Origin of the sequence: Novosphingobium sp. TCA1 (genome assembly GCF_009811895.1) — a bacterium.
GTDB lineage: Bacteria > Pseudomonadota > Alphaproteobacteria > Sphingomonadales > Sphingomonadaceae > Novosphingobium > Novosphingobium panipatense_A.
This window is the reverse complement of sequence record NZ_BLJH01000015.1, coordinates 115564-133513: the sequence shown is the minus strand read 5'-3', so window position 1 is coordinate 133513 and position 17950 is coordinate 115564. Positions and strand designations below refer to the sequence as shown.

Here is a 17950-nt window from a genome sequence, read left to right as displayed (position 1 = left end):
GTGGTGCGCGGCGATGCCGCGCACCACTGCTCCAGGGAATTCGATATGGATAAGGGACAATTGGCGCGGATGCGCGGATACTGCGGCCCGGAAACGGGTTTCGTCGTCGACCTGGGAGGGGTGTCAGCGATTACGCAGGGTATCCCCGTGGGCCCGCTGACCGAAACCCTGGGAGACTACGTCTCAGCTGCTGCGCTGGCGCAGGACGTTGAGCGACACATGGATGAGCGCGCACGTCGCGCCGTCTGCGGAGCGATGTCCTGATGGGCTGCATGCTGCGATCCGGCGTGCATTTTTGCATCGTGGGCAGCAGGCCCATCTTTCTCGATCTCGTATCGGATCGGTATTTCTGCTTTGGTTCACCGGAAGAGAACAGGGCCTTCATGGCGCTACTGTCCCGGAGCAATGCCGACTTCGAGCCTCTGGAGCGACACTACAAGACCGGGCTTCTCGTCCAGTCGGCAGGTATCGAGGTTCCCCAAACGTGCGGTGAGAACAACGACGGAGTTCATGAGGTCGCGCCGGTATCAGGCAATTGGCGACAGGCACTTGCCTTTGGCGCTGCATTTCTGAAATCACGCCGTGACCTGAAGCGCAGAACCGCACGCGAACTGCTGGATCGGCGGCCGGAGTCTTTGGCATTGCCGACGAAGAGTGTTTTGCCGCGTGAGGTAGCAGCACGAATCAACGGCACTATCGCGCAAGCAGCGCTTATCTTCGGCACCTTCGATCGCTGTCTGCCAAAGGCTCTCGCGCTTTCGAGACTGGTTCTTGCTCACGGTTATCAGCCGACCATCGTTTTCGGTGTCACGGGCAGGCCGTTTTCCGCACATTGCTGGACCCGGGTCGGTAATGTGCTGCTGGCCGAGTCCGAAAGCCGCATCCGCAATTACACGCCTATCCTGGCAACCTGATGGGACGTTTTCTGCTCGCTATCGGCGCGCCGCCGGACAGAGCCAGCGATATGTGGAAACGGTTCGAGGAAAGCGGTGCAATGCGGCTCGCAGTCGAACTCGAAGGCGTGCAGCTCTGGTCGTCGGTCGACCTGCCGCTGTCTATCGAACCGGGCGGCAGCCGGATGATCTTGGGTCAGGTCCGTTCCCGTTCCTTGGGCGATGATGATCATCCATCGGGGATACTTCCGCAGCATGAGCAGTGGCCCTCGTGGCCGAAGCTCATCGAGGCATTCTGGGGCCCATGGCTCGGTATCGAATACAAGCATCGTTCGCTACGGCTCGAACTGGTCCGCAGCGCGGATATCGAGATGCCATGCTACTATGCGCTGGCGGCCGGCGGCATTTATGCAGCAAGTGACGCAGATCTCCTTGTTGCAGCCGGCGCGTGCACGGGCGAGATAGATCGTGCAGCGCTTGCTTCGGCTCTGGTCTATCCCGCGCACCGCCCATCGAGCACGGTACTCGCGGGGATCACGGAGCTCGAACCAGGGCGCCGCCTCGAATGGACACCCGGACGCCTGCGCGGGCACGCGCTCTGGAATCCATGGGACTTCGCCTTGCCCCCGGCACAGATTCACGATCTGCAAATCGCCGCAGAGACAGTTCGCGATGCCGTGCTGATCGCGGTGCGCGGCTGCTCCGCCGGACAGCGGGTCATCCTCGGCATGTCGGGCGGGCTGGATTCGTCGATCGTGGCTGCAGCGCTTCGCGCAACCGGTGCTCAGTGGTCAGGGGTTACCACCGTCTCTGCCGAGCCCGCAGGCGACGAGCGATATTATGCACGCTGCGTAGCAGAGCACTTGCAGGTCCAGTTGGCCGAGGTGCCGGACAACATCGAGCGGATAGATCTTCGGCAATGCCACGCGGCGCATCTGCCGCGACCAAATTCCCGATCGTTTTCTCAGTCCGCCGACAAGAGCATGCTCGAAATCGCCGCTGCGTCCGGGGCCAAGGCTTACCTTCATGGCGGGGGAGGCGACAATGTGTTTGCAATGCTGGATTCGGTTCGGCCGGTCCTTGATCGGGCCCTCGACACGTCAGGTTGGGCCGCTTCTCAAACGGTCTGCGATATTGCCCGGATGACGGGGCGCAGCGTCGTCGACGTGGCGCTCAGGGCAGGACGATTGGCGCTACGGCACGGGCGGGACGCACCCAGGATTGGAAACAGTGCCTTCCTGTCCCAAAGCGTCCTGGAGACCGCTGAATTTCCGCATCACCCCTGGCTTGATACTCCGCCCGGCGCCCGGCCTGGAAAAGTCCTGCATGTCAACTGGCTGATCGGCATCCAGAACTTTCTGGAGGGGCACGCCGGACAGGGCGATCTGCCGTATCGGGCACCGCTCATGGCGCAGCCCGTGATCGAGGCATGCCTGCGCGTGCCGACGTGGATGTGGTGCACCGGTGGTCGCAATCGTGCCGTTGCTCGCCTGGCGTTTGAGGCAATGCTGCCGGCGCAGATCATGACGCGCAGTGCCAAAGGGACGCCCACCAGCTTCCTCTATGACATTCTCGAAGCGAAGCGCGATGAGGCTCGCGAGATGTTGCTCGAGGGCAATCTGGCAAGCCTTGGCTGCCTCGACCGGGACAAAGTCGAGGCAGCGCTCGGCGCCGTGCAGAGGCTCATGAGCGGAGATGTACTTGCGCTCATGCGTCTCATCGACACGGAATCATGGATTCGCGCGCGCATCGCTCGGCAACGAGATTGATAGGAGCTGGCGGTCTCGCTGGGCGTGCCAGGCTGCCCATAGCTCGACTTCGTGTGTCATTTCCGGTGGCCCGCGGCGCTGGCCCTGGAGCCAGTACGCAAACCAGTTCAGTGCGCGCAGCTGCCGCCAATAGGCATGCGCTGGTTCGCGGCCGAGCCAATGTCCTTCGTTCGGAAAAATGAACATGTCCGCGATGCCGCCTGTCCGGCGGATTTGGCGGTAGAGTTCCAGATTGTTCAGGTACTCGCTCTCGGGAAGCTCCATCAGCACCGGTGCCTCGATCCGGGCTGCATTGAGCGAGGGAGAAATCTTGCTCCAGGTGCCGCCCGGATCCTGGTCCAGCGGCGGTAGATTGAGGAAGCTGCTCCACAAGCCGGACCGGCGGGAATCCGGGGTCGCGGTTGTGAGCTGGTATACCCACGGATCGATGGTTATGGCTCCCCCGAGGACTGCAGCCTTGAACAGCCTGGTATGGCTGACGGCATAGGCGGTGACATTGGCGCTGAAACTGTGCCCGGCTATCCCCACTCTGTCCGGATCGATAATTCCCATGCGGTCGAGCAGGGCGATTGCGGCCTGATAGGATGCGAGGCTCGCTTTGTGCGGTGCCAAAACCGCCGTTTTCTCGTTGAATTGGGGCGCGAGTTCGTTGTCGCCGTTGGTGTTGATGCACAGCGCCGCGAAGCCGTGAGCGGCCAGAACGTGCTCGGAGATCAGATAGGAAGATCCGCCGCGCAGGAATCCCGAGCAGCTGTTCGTGGTGATGACCAAGGGTAGCCGGCCGGAGAATGCGCTGGGAAGTATGAGCTTGCCAGTGCCTTCCCGGCCTTCTGCGTCTCGCCAGCTCAGGAACCGGGTTCTCCCGAAATCGCGTGCATCGAGCGCGGCGTTGGGATTGGCCAGCGTTGCGATCTTCGCTGTCTCGAGATTGATGGTGACCACACGCGGAGGTGTGGATGGGCCGGAGTATGCGCAGGCAAGCAGTACGCCGCTTTGAGCACAGGGCGTTCGCCGAAAACCTCCGCCATCGAGCAATCCGCCGGGATCGGCGCTCTTGCGGACCGAGCCGGTATCGATGTTCCAACGATAGAGCACGGTTCGCCCCGATGTTGCACGCTCATAAGCGATGACGACCTCATTGCGACCAGGCACGAGAAATGCAGCCTTCAGGCTTCGCATGCTCCCGCTGCAGACCTCTGCGGAGCAGACGCGGCTCGCCCCTGACGCATCCGCGGCCTCCACGTAAAGCCGCCGCGAAGCCTGAAATCGTGTCGGCACTCCGCGATCGGTGATGCGGACGGTCACCAGCGAGTTGGCTGATCCCGTGGTCCCATTGCCGCTTCTATCAGGACTTCTGCTGCCCTGCGGGGGCGGAGCTGGGGAACGCTCTGTTACGGAGAACAGGATCGACTTCGTACGTGGCTGGCCTTCGAAAGCCTCCTCGGCGGCGCTGTCGCCGCTGAACCTCAAGGCCGTGACACGATCGCCGATGCTGAAGTTGTCGGTAATCCGCAGGCCTTCGGTCGAAATTCCGGCATCGAAATGGATGCCCATCGCCTTCTCCCGGGCCTGCCCGAGGGCGATGGTGCTGCGCGCATTGTGTACGACGTAGTCTATCCCATCCCCGTTTTTTCGCAGTGCGAAGGATGTGACGTCGGCCTCATCGTGGGTCACTTGCCGCCGGGTACCATCCAGACCCAGCCGAAGCACCTGCACGCCCTCGGGGGTCAGACCGCGAATATAGATCGCATCGCTTGCGCGACAATGGGCCTTGCGCCAAGCGCGCGGACCACATCGGCGGACTTCTGCGAGCGAACGAGGGCAACAACCTCGAAGCCCCTGGCGACGAAATGGCGGATCAGGTTCCGCCCGAGATAGCCGCTGCCCCCGGTCAGGAAGAGCGGGGACAGCAGTTCTGGATCGGAGGCGCGCTCGCCGCCGATGGCTTGATAGTCGTTCATGGGATTTTCTGCTTTCTAGGTTACGGGCAAAGGCCCGGCACGATCAGCCCGGAGGGCCGGATGCGAGCCAGCGGATATCGTCGAGCAGCGCTTCGCGCTCTTCGTCGGACCATTGGTGGTACCCTTCAGGCCTGCTTCTGCAACACATCGTGGAGTGCGGAAATCAACGCGCAGGGCAGCGCATTTGCCCTGCCCGCCGGAGATGCGAAGGTCGCCCTGGGTGGAGGTATTCGAAGCAATAGCCTGAGGGCAAAGCGGACCTTGTCCTCGCCGCTCGACTTCGACGTGACGCAGGATGTCTATTATGCGTTCGGCGAAGTGAATGTGCCGCTGATCTCGCCCGATATGCAATTGACCGGCATCCGCAAGCTCAGTGCGACTGCGGCCGTGCGATACGAATCCTACAGCGGACTGGAAAGCCTCGCGACGCCCAAATTCGGGATCAATTACGTTCCCGTCGATGGACTGGAGATCAAGGCAACCTGGGGCAAAGCCTTCAAGGCGGCGACACTCTTGGTACGCGAGTAGGCCCCGGGAAAGCGCGAAGGCATCGCCCGGTTCTCATCGACGTTGACCAGCGCCCGGCCGTCGAGAAGAACCGACTCCGTGCTGACCTGCACCGCCCGCCGCACACCTGCCTGCCGGGCCATGGCAAATATGGCGCGGGTTCCCTCGACATTGACCTGAACATGCTCGGGCGTCTCGGGACCGTGGCTCGTATGGGCTGCGGCATGGACCAGCGAGCGGCATCCTTTCATGGCCTCGGTCACGGACGGGCTGGAAAGCTGCCGGGGACCACACTTGGTCGGCTTCCTCGACGGAATCGAACATCGGGACCCAGGTGGGTTCCAAAGGGCTGCCGAGGGAGATGGTCTGCTTCCCGTCGGTCGCTACGACATGCCATTGCAGCGCGGTGCGGTTAAGCTCGACCAAACGCGATACCGTGCGATAGGAAATCCAGCGCCCGTCAGGGGAGAACGAAACGCCGTCGATCGAGGCGGTCTCGATTATTTCCGTCAGCGACACTTGGGGGCTAGCCGATGTGGTGGTGGAATGGACTGCGCCTGGCGCTACGCCTGAGAGCAGGGATAGTCCCAGTGCCGATGCCAGCCATCGCCGATTGGGGTGCGGTGATAGGCTTCTGGCAGGCACAGATCGGGCAGGCATTACCATTGCTTGGAGACCCCCAAACTCACGAACCGGCCGATCGCGGAATAGTTGGCCGAATCGTAGGGCGGATCGGCAATGTAGGCCGAACGGCTGTAAGGCGGGGCCTTGTCGAAAAGGTTCTGCACCGAGAAGATCACGTCGACACCCTTGAGTATCCCGCGATCGACATTGGTCTCGTGGCGGATTGAGATATCGACCGTCGTCTGGGCGTCGATCTGAGCGGCCGGTGTGGAGCGCGTATCGTCGAGTGCGCCGGTGTAGTTGACGCTCGCAGCAACGGTGGTTCCGGGTTTCTCCCAGGACAGACCGCCCCGCAGACGCCAGTTTGGCGGATTGTAGATCGTTCCGGCAAGCTCGGTGTATTGGGATCCGGCTACGACCTGTTGCTTGCTTTCGAGATAGGTCCCGGCGAGATTTGCCTCGATCCTGCCTGCAGCGCCGATATCCCGGCCGTAGCGCAACGAGATATCGACACCGCGAACCTGCTGGGCGGCGACGTTCGCAACGCGGTTGTCGATAATGGCGACGACCTTCGACGGATCGTAGCTACCAACCGAATTGAACTGCAACTCGCGGCCTTCGATTGCTGCCGCAAGCTGCGCAGCGCTTGGATCGAGTGTAACGAGGCTGGCATAGGCCGGGTTTGAAAGCGATTGCCCGGGTACTGCGATCGGTGTCGCGATCCGGTTCTTGTATCGAATTGAGAAAACGTCTGCCTCGAGGCGCAGTCCGGGGAGCGTTGCCGGGGTAGCAGCTATGCTCGCCGTCCAGGTTTCGGCGCGCTCTGCTTTCAGATCGGGCTGGCCGCCAGAGATGTCGAGCACTGTCGATCCGGCGGGATAGCCTACGCCGCCCCGTGTCGTTGCAAGGCGAACAACGGCGATCTGATTATTGTAGCGCTGGTAGGCCGAGGCGGAGCGGATCGTGCGCGCGCAGAGCGGCAATGGCTTCGAGGCTGTCATCGTGCGGCCGCGCTTCGTCTGGGGGCGCGACGACACCACCGCCTTGCCGATCCTGACGCAAGCGGCGCGTTCGGGGCAGATGGCATGGATCAACGGCGGCGAATACCTGACGTCAGCCACGCATGTCGCCAATGCCTGCCATGGCATCGAACTGGCGCTGCTGAAGGGCCGTGGAGGTGAGGCTTATTTCATCACCGACGGCGAACCCTCGACGTTCCGCAGCTTTGTCTCCCGCTTGCTGGAAACGCAGGGGATCGCTCCGCCCGAAAAGGCGGTGCCTTCCTGGCTGGTCGGCACCGTCGCCCGCGTGGGTGAGTTCGCGGCACGGCTTTCCGGAGGCCGGATCAAGCCCCCTGTGACACGGCAGGATCTGGCGACGATGGCGGTCGAGGTGACGCTCGACATTGCCAAGGCCAAGCGCGATCTCGGATATGCCCCGGTGGTTTCGGTCGACGAAGGCATGGCGGAACTGAAGCGCCTCGCTTCTGCCGGCGGGGATCAGCAGAAGTAGGCGTTGGGCTGGGGGGCTGAGCCGGGCTGGCCTGCTTCCACCCATTCCAGTTTGCCCTTGAGGAACGCCAGCGCGGTATCGAGTTCGCGCTGGCGTTCCTCAAGCCTGACGATCTGCTTGCGCAGGACTTCACCGGTCCGCTCCGGCGAGCCGGCACCTCGGCGGTATTCCTCGGCGAGTACGCCGATCTCTGCGAGCGAGTATCCGAGCGACTGTTGCAGCCGGATCATTTGCGCAGCCGTAACGTCGTCAGCGCTGAACACCTGATAGGGATTGGCGCCGCCTTTTCTCGCACTGCGTTGGGGCTTCAACAGGCCCTTGGCGATGTAGAACCGCACCGTGTCGACCGATAATCCGACCTTCTTGGCGAACTGCGAAATCAGCATGAAAGTGCCTTGACCATGGACCATACTCCACACTTATAGGTCCTGCCTGTCAATATCCGGAGTTGTTCAATGACTGGCATAAATCGTCTTCCGCAGATCGCGCTCGGCAATGGCGGCCCAACCATCGGCATCCAGGGGCTGGGCTGCATGGGCATGAGCGAATTCTACGGCGATACCGATGAAACCGAATCCCGCGCCACGCTGGAGTTCGCGCTCGAACTGGGTGTCACGATGTTCGACACTGCGGATGTCTACGGCATGGGCGAGAACGAGCGCTTCCTTGCGCCCTTCATTCAGGCGAACCGGGACCGGGCGGTGATCGCCACCAAGTTCGGCTATGCCCGGACGCCTGAGACCCCGGACGACTGGAGCCTCGACAATCGCCCCGAATTCATCCGCCAGGCAGCCGAGAACTCGCTACAGCGGCTCGGCATCGAGGTGATCGATCTCTATTACATGCATCGTCGCAGCACCGATGTGCCGCTCGCGGAATCGATCGGCGCGATGGCCGATCTCGTCGCCGAGGGCAAAGTGCGCGCTCTGGGCCTCTCTGCGGTCAGCGCAGAGGAACTGCGCGAGGCGCATGCCGTGCACCCGATCGCCGCGCTTCAGTCGGAGTGGTCGATCTTCACGCGCGATATCGAGGCTGAAATCGTGCCTGCCGCGGTGGATCTGGGCGTGACGGTCGTACCCTATTCGCCGCTCGGGCGAGGGATGCTTACGGGCCAGGCCTTTGCCGAAAACCTCAGTGCCGGCGACGCACGTTCCTATTTCCCGCGCTTCTCTGCCGAAAACCGGGAGGCAAACATGCGCCTCGTCGCCAAGATCGAAGAGATCGCCGCAGGGCAGGGCGCCACTTCGGCGCAAGTCGCGATCGCCTGGCTCTATGCCAAAGCCAGGGAACTGGGCGCGGCGGTCTCGCCGATCCCCGGAACGCGCAATCGTTCGCGTCTTCAGCAGAATGTGGCCGCAGCCTCGATGAAGCTTGAGATCGCGGCTATGGCGGAACTGGAACCGCTCGCACGCAGTGTCGCAGGAATTGCCATCTGATCAAACGTCCGGCGAGTTGGTCCTGCAGGACCGGCTCGCCGTTCGGCAATCGACGGAACTATGCAGACAGGCCCTTCTCGAGTTTGCGGTTTGAAGAGATGGTCGCCTCAGGAACCGGAACGCTCGTATTTTGCGACGTGGGCTTCCCGGTAAACGGCTGTCCCATATTGCTGGAAGCCGAGGCGGCCGGCAAGTTTTGTCGATGCTGCGTTCGCAACATCGATGATGCAGACCGTGCGCGCTGAGGCATGTTCCTGACCGAACCATCCGAGCAAAGCCGCCATCGCCTCCAATGCATATCCTTTGCCGTGGGACGCGCCCGCGAAGAGCCACGCGGCTTCAGGGTTGCCGTCGAAGTCCGGGCCAAGCCCGCGCCGAAAATCGGCAAGGCCGACTTCGCCAATGAAGGTGCCGCTCGCGCGTTCGAACACGGCAAACATGCCATATCCGAGCAGGCTCCAATGACCGGCGTAACGAAGCAGCCTGTGCCATGCTTCTTCGCGCGATGTCGGAAGGCCGCGAATGAATTCGTGTACTGCAGGATCGTGGGCGAGCTCGAAAACGTGATCGAGGTCCTCGATCGAATGGGGGCGTAAAGTCAGGCGTTCGGTCGAGAGCATTGAGAAATCCGTTGGAGTTTGTCTATCGGACGGCATGGAGCTGCCTTATTCCGTTCGGTAATTAGGCCATTATTGCGAGTGCCTACATGCACAACCGGGACGGCGAAGTTCATCTTCGCCGTCCCGATGATACATCAGATCATTCGCGCAGAAGGGAAACTTTGGCACGCCCCCTGGCCACCAGATCAAGTGGCCATTTGAATGTCCGCTTCCAGGCGCCGAAGGATCGCTGTAGATGACTGTTATGGGCGCATACGGGCTAGCTGCACACGCCGAATTGCAAAAATCGACGGTTAAGACCAAGCTTGGATTTATCAAGGAGGCGTGTGTGAGCAAGAAGGCTGCTGTTGGGGATGTGTTCCTCATTCCGCTGGATGAAGGGCGAAACGGGCTCGGACAGTTGGCAGGCGACTGGAATGGCGAGCTATATGTCGTCATCTACGACAAGGTAGTTTCGGATGCGGCGTCCCCGGCGGATGTGGATAATCAACCGCTTCAGTTTGCCGCCCTCACGCTCGATGCAAAACTGCATCACGGAGATTGGCGAATAATCGGCAATCGGAAGCAAAATATTGAGACCATTCCGCAGCCCTGGTTCAAGGTCGGCGTCGAAGGTCAAACCTATGTCGAAGCCCGCGACCGATCCGTCACCCGCCCTGCAACTGCTACGGAGTCAGCGGCGTTGAGACTTCGGACTGTTGTTGCGCCCGTGCGCCTCGAAAACGCATTGAAGGCTTTGCATGGCATAGGTGAGTGGCAGCCGCGCTTTGACGAACTTCGTGCTTCGTATGCCAAAGAGAGCGCCGATCTGATCCGACATTAATGACCGCCCCCCACTCGTCGGTGGTGCTGGCCGATCGGGTCGAAAAGCGTAACCGGACAGACGGCTTCCTGGCGCGCCAGACCGACCCTCGAGCGACTGACAAGGGCGCATTGCCGAAACGCGGCTCAGCCTGGAGGAACAGGTCCAAGCGCCTCTACAATGCGACAATCGGCAACGATGCCGCCATCGCAGGAATCGATCACGGCCTTAAGCTCTTTGCGAAGGGCGCCCAGGTCGGCCAGCTTGCGATCCACCTCCAGCAGGTGCTCTTTGGCGATCCGGTCGATACCGGCACAATCGCAGCTGCGGTCGCCCGAGATGCTCAGCAATGCACGAACCTGATCGAGCGAAAACCCAAGGTCGCGGGCACGACGGATAAAGGACAGTCGGCCAAGCTCCGCCTGGCCATAGTCCCGGTAGTTGCTCGTCGTCCGCGCCGGCTTGGGCAGCAGGCCGATCTTCTCGTAATAGCGGATCGTCTCGATCTTCGTGGCCGTAGCCTTGCCCATATCGCCGATCGTGAATGCCATGCCCTTGACCCTGTAGTTGCCACAGGCCCTATATAGCCTGTCATCACCGAAACAGGAGATGCATATGGCCGGCGGATGCTGCGGCGGATCACAGGACAATACCGAAAAGCTGAACGACACGGCATGGCGGCGCGTGTTGTGGATCGCGCTTGTGATCAACGCGGTCATGTTTGGCGTGGAGATCGTCGCCGGGGTCACTGCGGGGTCCGCATCGCTCAAGGCCGATGCACTCGACTTTCTGGGCGACGCAGCCAACTACGCGATCAGCCTCGGCGTCGCGGGCTTGGCCCTGGAATGGAGGGCGCGGGCCGCGATGGCCAAAGGCGTGTCGATCCTGCTGTTCGGGCTGTGGGTGCTGGGCAACACCATCTGGATGGCGGCGCAGGGAACTGTGCCTGCCGCAGAGACTATGGGTATCGTGGGCGTGATCGCGCTGGTCGCCAACCTTGCCTGCGCCGCGATGCTGTGGCGCCACCGCGAGGGTGACGCCAACCGACGCTCGGTCTGGATCTGCTCGCGCAACGATGCGATCGGCAATATCGCCGTGGTCGCGGCTGCTTTGGGCGTGTTCGGCACCGGCACGGGCTGGCCGGACATCGTGGTCGCAGCAATCATGGCCGCGCTCGCACTATCCGGCGGATGGCAGATCATCCGCCAGACTCGCGGTGAACTGAGGAGCACGCCTATTCGCCGCCGAAGCGAATCCGCACCCCTCCGTTGAGGACGAACCCATCGGTCGGTGCCCAGGCATCGACCGTCCATGCCCCCGTCGCGGCACGGCGTGACAGGAGCAGCGGGTCGTATTTCGACTGCCGCACATTGAGCAGGTTCTCGGCATTAAGGAACAGGCTGACCTTGCCCAGTATCACTTCGCCCATGGCGCCGAGTTGGACAAAGGGCCTGCTTCGCGTCCGGTAGGGATTGTCGTCCAGCGACTGCCGTCCGGTATAGTACGCCTCGATCCCAAAACGGCCGCGCCCCTCCTTTTCCCACATGCCGACGAGGCCCGCGCTGTCTCGCGGCGTCAGGGGTACGATCCGCCGACCGGGGCCGTCGGGATCGGGTTCACTCGCAGCGACATGGACGTAGCTGCCGGTCAGAGACAGAGCCCGCCAGCGGTAGCGCAGCAGCACTTCGGCGCCGCGTGTCCGCGTAACGCCATCGGCATTGATCAGCGTGACATGATCCGCGTCCACCATCTGCAACTGCTGAGCGTGGTCGATGTTGGACGCGAACAGGCTGAAGTTGGTCTCGAACGACCCGCTCGCGTAGCCGAAGTCGATCGACCCGCTGTCGGCGATCTCCGCCTTGAGCTTTCCGTAAGGAAGGAGGCGCGCAAGGCCGTTGGCCTCTGTCTCCTCGACGAACGGTGTCGGCGCGTAGAAGCCGCGCCCCAGAGAAGCACGGATCGTCCAGGGACCGGGGCGATAGAGCGCCGACAGCCGGGGACTGACATGCGAACCATAATCGCTATGGGCATCCCAGCGCAGGCTTCCCGCGAGGGTCAGCCTGTCGGCCAGTTCCTGCTCGCCCTGCACGAACAGCGCGGGCACGGTGTAGTTATAATCGAAGGCTGAGAAGGCTTTGGAGCGGTAGTCGTCCAACTGGATCGCAGCGCCTGCCAGCCATGTTGTCGCACCTGCCTTGCTGCCGATCGACGCCTCGGCAAAGGCCGTGCGGTGGCGGTCATTCTCTACAGTGTCGCCGAAGACATGGCGATGCGACTGGGTGACGCCCGAGGCGCGCAGATGCAGTGTGCCGATGCCTTCCAGCGGTGTTTGGGCCGTGAGGCCGAGGTCGTAGCGTCGGCTACGCAGCGTCTGCGCGAACGGCGCCCCGTCCGGCGCATTCGCGCCTGGCATCGTTCCGCCGTTGCGTTGCTCGGCCATCGCGCCGAAGGTGAGCAAGGCCTTAGTTCCATCTGCGGCATCGACAAACAGCCGGGGGCGGACTGTGAAGCGTTCATAGCCCGGCATGTCGGCCCAGCCATCATCGTTCAGGTCCTGACGGCTTTGCCGGTCGTAGCCGGTCGTGAGCGAGGCGCTTAACACGCTGCTGAGTGGCGTGGCGACATAGCCCGTCATATCCTGCCCGTTGCGACTGGTGGCATTGAGCAAAAGTTCGCCCTGCGGTTCGCTGGCGGGACGACGCGACACCAGATTGATGACGCCGCCCAGCGCCGAGGGGCCATAGAGCGCTGATGCAGCGCCCTTGATGATCTCCACCTGGCCAAGATCGGTAGGCGGGATTTGCAGTAAGCCAATGGAGGGGGTCTGCCCACCATAGAGGGGTAATCCGTCAGCCAGGATTGCGTATAGCGGCCCTTGAGACCTTGAATGCGCACATTGGCCGCGCCCAGCGCGGGCGATGTCGTCTGGACCCGCACGCCCGGCGTCTCGCTTACCAGCATGGCGATGTTGCCGGGGCGCATGAGGAGCTTCTCTTCGATCTCCTCGCGGTTGATGACCTCGACGCGAATGGGCTCGTCCTGAACCCTAAGCCCGGTGCGCGTTGCTTGGACCACAATCTCGGTTTCGGCCTCCTCGGCATGATCAGCCTCGGCCTGAGCATAAGCTGGGCCGGCCATCATTGTCGCGATGATCAGCGCGCTGCTCCCGGCGTACACCATGCCGCTACGAAATATCGAAGTCACATTGCCCCCGTTCCCGCCTGACTTAAAACGCCGGGCACGGAGGCTCCATAAGGCCTGTAGCAACTACAGGGTCAAGGGCGGCTTTCAGCATCGACAGTCGCCGGCCTAAACGGCCGGAATGGGCGCACAACGGCCGGCGCTTTTTCAGGCTAAAGACTAAGCACGCACCCTTAATAGCGTAGCCTGTTCAGGCCTGCCGGTAATGTAGCGACGTAGTGCTCCACAAACAGTTGACGGATTGTCGCAGCTCCCACTGAGCAATTTGTGATGGTTGCGAGCCCCCGCAACCATTTTCGCCCAGGTCCGATCGTCCCGCTCCGTCCGGCGACGTCCACGGGCGATCATTTTCCCAACCATATCAAATATTTTTGACCATCCCGCCGGGCCGTCATGCGTCCCGCTGCGGCCCGTTCAATGCACCCAGAGCCATTTGAATTGGGGGTATTTTTGGGGGTAGCATTTGGGCCGATACCCCCAGATGGACACGGCCCATGGCGCTCACGGAACTCGAGGTCAAATACGCGGCAAAGCGCGGCAAGCCTTACAAGCTTGCCGATGGCGGCGGATTGCATGTTCTCGTCCATCCAAACGGTTCCAAGCTGTGGCGCATGAAGTACCGCTTCGCCGGCAAGGAAAAGCTTCTCAGCTTCGGTCAATACCCCGACGTGTCGCTGACCGCGGCCCGTGCCAAGAGACACGAAGCACGCCAACTGCTGGCGCTGGGCAAAGACCCCGCCAAGGTCCAGCAGGCCAAAGACGAGGCGGAGGCTCGTACCTTTGAGATCGTCGCGCGTCAGTGGCACGCTCGCCGCGTGGATAGTCTCAATCCCGCCCATGCGAAGCGTCTCCTGGCGCGATTGGAACGCGCCGGAAGGCTTCGGGCATCTCGAGGAAGGGAGCGCCATTACGCAAGGCGCCGGGCTTGCGCTGGATTACCGCCAGATAATGCCGCCAGTCATAGATTGTGCGTCCCGGCTTGTGATGAGAGCGCTCGATGAGCCGGGCATGTTCGCACACGATCTGGCCTTCGGCCGCTATGACCAGACGATCAGGGTAGATCCGCAGGCTGACCGGTCGGTTCGCGAAGGAGGCAGGTACCGAGTAGCGGTTGCGGTCAAAGGCGATGAGGCAGGTCGGCGACACGCGCTTGATCTGCTCGACAAAGCCATCGAAGGGCCGGCCCAGCGGCATCAGGCAGGAAACTTCCTCGGCATGCGCATCGGCCACCGTGCCGGGCATGACGCCATGCTGGATATCGCTCCATTGGACGATGCATTGCTCTTCCAGCCAGGCGTTCAGCTCAGCCAGGCCAGGGAAACTGGGCATCGGTTGCCACAACCGGCGCCGAGCGTCCTGGACGTTCTTCTCGACCTGACCCTTCTCCCAACCAGAAGCCGGATTGCAGAAATCCGTCTCGAACAGATAGTGGCTGGCCATGGCGGCAAATCTTGCGTTGACCTGCCGCGCCTTCCCGGTCCCGATCTTGTCGACAGCGGTCCTCATATTATCGAAGATCCCACGCTGGGGCACGCCGCCCAGCACTCGGAACGCCTGCGTCAGCGCGTCGAACAGCATCTCATGGGTCTGGAGCAGATAGGCGCGGACGATGAAGGCGCGGCTATGCGCCAGTTTGGTATGAGCGACCTGCAGCTTCGTGGGCTTGCCATCCAGCACGGCATAGTCCTCGCTCCAGTCGAACTGGAACGCCTCGCCAGGCTGGAAAACCAGGGGCACGAATGTTCCACGCCCGCTGGTCTGCTGCTCATATTGCAGCTCGGTCCGCCATCGTCGGGCAAAAGCGGCAACCCGGTTATAAGAGCCATCGTATCCCAGCTCGACCAGATCAGCATGCAACTGCTTGGCAGTCCGCCTTTGTTTACGGGATTTCTTGGATTCCACTCGCAACCAGGCCGTCAGCTTCTCGGCGTAAGGGTCGAGCTTGCTCGGCCGGATCGGAACCTTGAAGCTCGGCTCAATCGCGTCAGAACGCAGATATTTGCGGATGGTATTGCGGGACAGGCCGGTCCGCCTCTTGATCTCCCGAATGGAGATCTTCTGCCGGAAATGCCACCGGCGGATCACACTGAGTAAGTCCATGTTGATCACTCCACGACCCTCCGACTGGCAGCCGGAGGCGAGGGAAACATGGGTCAATTCTCAATGGTAATTTATACGCCCCCCGGGTCACATCTCAGTGGCAATCAACAACCATTATCCACTCCGCGATAATCATCCGCGATTGGTGGCCGGATCGCGGTCCGGACATCCTGAAGGACGGAATGCCGATCATCATCCCGGGCTATCGCTACGGGGCGGCTGCGACGCAGCGAGGGAATGGCATTCAAATCGAGCTTTATGCCAAGGGTGAGGAAAATGCCCTTTTTCTCTATCCAGAATCCCGCTTCAGCGCGGATATTGCTTCGCTCGGTGGGCGGCTGAGGGCCGCTGAGGCGAGGGGCGAGGCTGGTGCCCTCGCTATTTCTCCTGCGCTGGCGGAACGCCGGGAGGCTCTGCTCGACCTCGAACGCCGAAGACCGGAAGACCTCAAACATTTCTTTGCCGAGGCGCAGCGTCGTTTCGGCGGCAAGGATGTCTATGCCACGGCTATGTGGGCAATCCTTTACGATTGGGCGGAAGAGGGGCTGAAACGTGGTCTCACGAACGTTTTCGGTAAAGGCAGCGTGTTGCTGACCGGAGGGGGAAACAAGGGCAAGGAGCTTCCGGACAATTGGCGCGAGCGCGTGCTCGAATTCCTTGGATTCGACACGATCTACGAAATGTATGCTACCTCGGAATTGATGGGGCTGTGCATGATGTGCGAGCAAGGCCACTATCACATCCCGCCGATCCAAATCCCGTTTCTGCTCGATCCGGCCACGGGTAAGCCCCTGCCGCGCAAGGATGGCCAGACCGGACGATACGCTTCGTTTGACCTGATGCCCAATACCTATTGGGCGGGGCTTGTCACGGGCGACGAAATCACGCTCTCAGGCTGGCAGACGCCCTGTTCCTGCGGCCGTACTGGGGTGCACATCATCCCGCCGGTTCGCCGTTACAGCGAGAAGGAGGGCGGTGATGACCGCGTAGTCTGCGCCGGCGCTCCCGAAGCTCATGACAGGGCGCTGGAATTCCTTGCCGAACTATCGATGTGAGAAAGCTGATGAACGATGACTTCCGCGTTCCTCTCATTATCCGAGGGCAAATCATCGGTGATGGTGATGTTCTCTACGGTGGACGCCGGGGAGGCGTATCCTTTCGTGCCCCGGATTTGGCAAAATACGTAGCGGATTTGCCGCTACGCACGCCGTCGTCGATGGCTGATCTCTATTCGCTGCGGTTCGAAGAAATCCTCGATTTCCTGGTCGCGCTGGGTGAACGATTGGACATCGGACGGAATCGCCATCTTCAGCATGCATTTCGTCTGTCCTGCCTGACGTCTGGACTGTCCGAAAGCATCCTGCGCCGCCACTTCCAGCATATGGGCGCGACGTTTGATCGCGGGGAGATGCGACGAATGATGGAGCGTTCGTGCGGCGTCGATTATCTGGAGGGCTGGGTTGACCAAGGACCGAGCATTTTCCCTGGCCTTTCCGCGCGCACGCGCGCTTTCGGTGCACGAGCTGTCCATGTCATAGCCGGCAATGCACCTATCGTGTCGATATTGACGGTAATCCGCAACGCGTTGACGCGATCTGATGCGATCATAAAGTTGCCGTCGAACGATCCGCTGACGGCAGCGGCGATCGTCCGGACCATGGCCGAGATGGCGCCGGAGCATCCATTGTCCAGACACATATCCGTCGCCTATTGGAAAGGCGGCGATGAGCAGGTTGAACCGGTGATCTATGATCCGCGGGGCATCGAGAAAATCGTTGCCTGGGGCGGTTTCGATTCCGTGAAGCACATCACGCGCTACCTCCAGCCAGGCATCGATCTCATAACGCAGGACCCCAAGCTCTCCGGAACGATCATCGGAAGGGAAGCCTTTGCCGACGACGCAACCATGAAACAGGTGGCGCGTCGCCTCGCTCTGGATATTGGCGCACAGAACCAGGAGGGCTGCGTTTCGGCGCGCGTCATCTACGTCGAAAGCGGGACAGATGATGTCGGACTGCGCAACGCCAACCGCCTGGGCGAACTCACCTTCGAGGCTCTCCAGCGATTGCCCGATCATCTCAGTACGCCTCACAAGGCATTCGACACAGCACTCAAGTCGGAAATTGATGGCGTTCGCCTTAACGATGAAGAGTACCGGGTTTTCGGCGGGCGATCTAATGAAGGCGCGGTGATCGTCAGCCAGGATGACTACCCAGTTGATTTCTCTCGGACACTGGCATGCCGCGTGGGCAATATCGTCCCGGTCGATACCACGGATACTGCGATGAATTCCGTGAACGCCTACACTCAGACGATTGGGATTTTCCCGGAAAGTCTCAAAGAGGCGCTGCGCGATCGCTTGGCTTATCAGGGAGTTCAACGGATCGTGTCGTTGGGGGGCGCTGCGACCATGCAGCATAACATGGAGCGGCAGGATGCGATCGAGCCGGTCCGCCGGATGGTGAAGTGGGTGACCGAGGAACATGCACCGGGTGAACTTTTGGCCTCGTTGGCGGATTGAAGGA

The 17950-nt window shown here is 61.5% G+C and carries 19 protein-coding genes and 2 pseudogenes; 12 read left to right on the top strand and 9 right to left on the bottom strand.

Annotation, left to right across the window (positions count from 1 at the left end):
- From NTCA1_RS17225 to NTCA1_RS17215, 3 genes are read left to right on the top strand one after another with little or no spacing between them, the layout of a single operon-like run.
- Nucleotides 1–264 carry a hypothetical protein gene (locus NTCA1_RS17225; RefSeq protein WP_159831200.1) on the top strand — a complete coding sequence of 88 codons (264 nt, stop codon included), beginning with the start codon at nt 1–3 and terminating at the stop codon, nt 262–264.
- Nucleotides 264–914, top strand: coding sequence for a lasso peptide biosynthesis B2 protein (locus tag NTCA1_RS17220; protein WP_133085252.1), 651 nt, complete (start codon nt 264–266; stop codon nt 912–914). The genes NTCA1_RS17225 and NTCA1_RS17220 overlap by 1 nt, the downstream gene beginning before the upstream one ends.
- Nucleotides 914–2662: an asparagine synthase-related protein gene (locus NTCA1_RS17215; protein WP_133085251.1), complete on the top strand. Its 1749-nt coding sequence runs from the start codon at nt 914–916 to the stop codon at nt 2660–2662. Before NTCA1_RS17220 ends, NTCA1_RS17215 begins: the two co-directional genes overlap by 1 nt.
- Here the strand turns inward: NTCA1_RS17215 and NTCA1_RS17210 are convergent.
- Both NTCA1_RS17210 and NTCA1_RS29150 read right to left on the bottom strand, forming a co-directional pair.
- Nucleotides 2624–4336: a prolyl oligopeptidase family serine peptidase gene (locus NTCA1_RS17210; protein ID WP_159831199.1), complete on the bottom strand. Its 1713-nt coding sequence runs from the start codon at nt 4334–4336 to the stop codon at nt 2624–2626. The genes NTCA1_RS17215 and NTCA1_RS17210 overlap by 39 nt on opposite strands.
- 53 nt (nt 4337–4389) lie before the next feature.
- Nucleotides 4390–4623 carry an NmrA family NAD(P)-binding protein gene (locus NTCA1_RS29150; RefSeq protein WP_133085249.1) on the bottom strand — a complete coding sequence of 78 codons (234 nt, stop codon included), beginning with the start codon at nt 4621–4623 and terminating at the stop codon, nt 4390–4392.
- Here NTCA1_RS29150 and NTCA1_RS17200 point away from each other — a divergent pair.
- Nucleotides 4513–5151 carry a TonB-dependent receptor domain-containing protein gene (locus NTCA1_RS17200; RefSeq protein ID WP_133085248.1) on the top strand — a complete coding sequence of 213 codons (639 nt, stop codon included), beginning with the start codon at nt 4513–4515 and terminating at the stop codon, nt 5149–5151. The genes NTCA1_RS29150 and NTCA1_RS17200 overlap by 111 nt on opposite strands.
- On the opposite strand, the gene NTCA1_RS29145 is transcribed toward NTCA1_RS17200, so the two are convergent.
- The gene (locus NTCA1_RS29145) at nt 5070–5381 is read right to left on the bottom strand and encodes an SDR family oxidoreductase (protein WP_133085247.1); all 312 of its coding nucleotides are present in this window, start codon (nt 5379–5381) and stop codon (nt 5070–5072) included. The genes NTCA1_RS17200 and NTCA1_RS29145 overlap by 82 nt on opposite strands.
- A gap of 408 nt (nt 5382–5789) precedes the next feature.
- On the bottom strand, nt 5790–6755 hold the full coding sequence (locus tag NTCA1_RS17190; protein ID WP_159831197.1) for a TonB-dependent receptor domain-containing protein: 966 nt from the start codon (nt 6753–6755) through the stop codon (nt 5790–5792).
- On the opposite strand from NTCA1_RS17190, the gene NTCA1_RS17185 reads away from it, so the two are divergent.
- The gene (locus NTCA1_RS17185) at nt 6718–7266 is read left to right on the top strand and encodes a hypothetical protein (protein ID WP_201282524.1); all 549 of its coding nucleotides are present in this window, start codon (nt 6718–6720) and stop codon (nt 7264–7266) included. The two genes, NTCA1_RS17190 and NTCA1_RS17185, sit on opposite strands and share 38 nt — an antisense overlap.
- On the opposite strand, the gene NTCA1_RS17180 is transcribed toward NTCA1_RS17185, so the two are convergent.
- Nucleotides 7254–7652 (bottom strand): MerR family transcriptional regulator, encoded by a 399-nt coding sequence (locus tag NTCA1_RS17180; protein ID WP_133085244.1) that lies wholly within the window; start codon nt 7650–7652, stop codon nt 7254–7256. The two genes, NTCA1_RS17185 and NTCA1_RS17180, sit on opposite strands and share 13 nt — an antisense overlap.
- Before the next feature lie 69 nt (nt 7653–7721).
- On the opposite strand from NTCA1_RS17180, the gene NTCA1_RS17175 reads away from it, so the two are divergent.
- The gene (locus NTCA1_RS17175) at nt 7722–8702 is read left to right on the top strand and encodes an aldo/keto reductase (protein WP_133085243.1); all 981 of its coding nucleotides are present in this window, start codon (nt 7722–7724) and stop codon (nt 8700–8702) included.
- A 107-nt stretch (nt 8703–8809) separates the two neighbouring features.
- Here the strand turns inward: NTCA1_RS17175 and NTCA1_RS17170 are convergent, their stop codons facing one another.
- Nucleotides 8810–9322: a GNAT family N-acetyltransferase gene (locus NTCA1_RS17170; protein ID WP_133085242.1), complete on the bottom strand. Its 513-nt coding sequence runs from the start codon at nt 9320–9322 to the stop codon at nt 8810–8812.
- A 235-nt stretch (nt 9323–9557) separates the two neighbouring features.
- Here NTCA1_RS17170 and NTCA1_RS17165 point away from each other — a divergent pair, with 235 nt between their 5' ends.
- Nucleotides 9558–10145, top strand: a complete 588-nt coding sequence (locus NTCA1_RS17165; RefSeq protein WP_133085241.1) for an Imm26 family immunity protein — start codon at nt 9558–9560, stop codon at nt 10143–10145.
- Between the two features lie 125 nt (nt 10146–10270).
- Here the strand turns inward: NTCA1_RS17165 and NTCA1_RS17160 are convergent, their stop codons facing one another.
- Nucleotides 10271–10675, bottom strand: a complete 405-nt coding sequence (locus tag NTCA1_RS17160; protein WP_133085240.1) for a helix-turn-helix domain-containing protein — start codon at nt 10673–10675, stop codon at nt 10271–10273.
- Between the two features lie 64 nt (nt 10676–10739).
- Between NTCA1_RS17160 and NTCA1_RS17155 the strand changes: the two genes are divergently transcribed.
- Entirely contained in the window at nt 10740–11396 is a 657-nt protein-coding gene (locus tag NTCA1_RS17155) for a cation transporter (protein ID WP_133085239.1), read from the top strand.
- Here the strand turns inward: NTCA1_RS17155 and NTCA1_RS17150 are convergent.
- Nucleotides 11359–12900, bottom strand: a complete 1542-nt coding sequence (locus NTCA1_RS17150) for a TonB-dependent siderophore receptor (protein ID WP_236549415.1) — start codon at nt 12898–12900, stop codon at nt 11359–11361. The genes NTCA1_RS17155 and NTCA1_RS17150 overlap by 38 nt on opposite strands.
- 111 nt (nt 12901–13011) lie before the next feature.
- Between NTCA1_RS17150 and NTCA1_RS29140 the strand changes: the two genes are divergently transcribed.
- Nucleotides 13012–13167, top strand: a complete 156-nt coding sequence (locus NTCA1_RS29140; protein WP_374705197.1) for a hypothetical protein — start codon at nt 13012–13014, stop codon at nt 13165–13167.
- A gap of 652 nt (nt 13168–13819) precedes the next feature.
- Nucleotides 13820–14020: pseudogene (locus tag NTCA1_RS28745) on the top strand (Arm DNA-binding domain-containing protein); the annotation flags it as partial.
- 169 nt (nt 14021–14189) lie between these two features.
- Here NTCA1_RS28745 and istA read toward each other — a convergent pair.
- Nucleotides 14190–15425: pseudogene (gene istA / locus NTCA1_RS17140) on the bottom strand (IS21 family transposase); the annotation flags it as partial.
- A 182-nt stretch (nt 15426–15607) separates the two neighbouring features.
- On the opposite strand from istA, the gene NTCA1_RS17135 reads away from it, so the two are divergent.
- Entirely contained in the window at nt 15608–16480 is an 873-nt protein-coding gene (locus NTCA1_RS17135) for a hypothetical protein (protein WP_236549408.1), read from the top strand.
- Nucleotides 16481–16488: 8 nt separating this feature from the next.
- Complete coding sequence (locus NTCA1_RS17130; RefSeq protein ID WP_159831196.1) at nt 16489–17946, top strand: acyl-CoA reductase; 1458 nt, start codon at nt 16489–16491, stop codon at nt 17944–17946.
- The last annotated feature ends 4 nt before the right edge of the window (nt 17947–17950 follow it).

Coding starts and splice junctions, on each gene's coding strand:
- NTCA1_RS17220 (WP_133085252.1), top strand. CDS start 264: ATGGGCTGCATGCTGCGATCCGGCGTGCATTTTTGCATCGTGGGCAGC.
- NTCA1_RS17215 (WP_133085251.1), top strand. CDS start 914: ATGGGACGTTTTCTGCTCGCTATCGGCGCGCCGCCGGACAGAGCCAGC.
- NTCA1_RS17200 (WP_133085248.1), top strand. CDS start 4,513: ATGGCGGATCAGGTTCCGCCCGAGATAGCCGCTGCCCCCGGTCAGGAA.
- NTCA1_RS29150 (WP_133085249.1), bottom strand. CDS start 4,623: ATGAACGACTATCAAGCCATCGGCGGCGAGCGCGCCTCCGATCCAGAA.
- NTCA1_RS29145 (WP_133085247.1), bottom strand. CDS start 5,381: ATGAAAGGATGCCGCTCGCTGGTCCATGCCGCAGCCCATACGAGCCAC.
- NTCA1_RS17190 (WP_159831197.1), bottom strand. CDS start 6,755: ATGACAGCCTCGAAGCCATTGCCGCTCTGCGCGCGCACGATCCGCTCC.
- NTCA1_RS17180 (WP_133085244.1), bottom strand. CDS start 7,652: ATGCTGATTTCGCAGTTCGCCAAGAAGGTCGGATTATCGGTCGACACG.
- NTCA1_RS17175 (WP_133085243.1), top strand. CDS start 7,722: ATGACTGGCATAAATCGTCTTCCGCAGATCGCGCTCGGCAATGGCGGC.
- NTCA1_RS17170 (WP_133085242.1), bottom strand. CDS start 9,322: ATGCTCTCGACCGAACGCCTGACTTTACGCCCCCATTCGATCGAGGAC.
- NTCA1_RS17165 (WP_133085241.1), top strand. CDS start 9,558: ATGACTGTTATGGGCGCATACGGGCTAGCTGCACACGCCGAATTGCAA.
- NTCA1_RS17160 (WP_133085240.1), bottom strand. CDS start 10,675: ATGGCATTCACGATCGGCGATATGGGCAAGGCTACGGCCACGAAGATC.
- NTCA1_RS17155 (WP_133085239.1), top strand. CDS start 10,740: ATGGCCGGCGGATGCTGCGGCGGATCACAGGACAATACCGAAAAGCTG.
- NTCA1_RS29140 (WP_374705197.1), top strand. CDS start 13,012: ATGCGCACATTGGCCGCGCCCAGCGCGGGCGATGTCGTCTGGACCCGC.
- NTCA1_RS17135 (WP_236549408.1), top strand. CDS start 15,608: ATGCCGATCATCATCCCGGGCTATCGCTACGGGGCGGCTGCGACGCAG.
- NTCA1_RS17130 (WP_159831196.1), top strand. CDS start 16,489: ATGAACGATGACTTCCGCGTTCCTCTCATTATCCGAGGGCAAATCATC.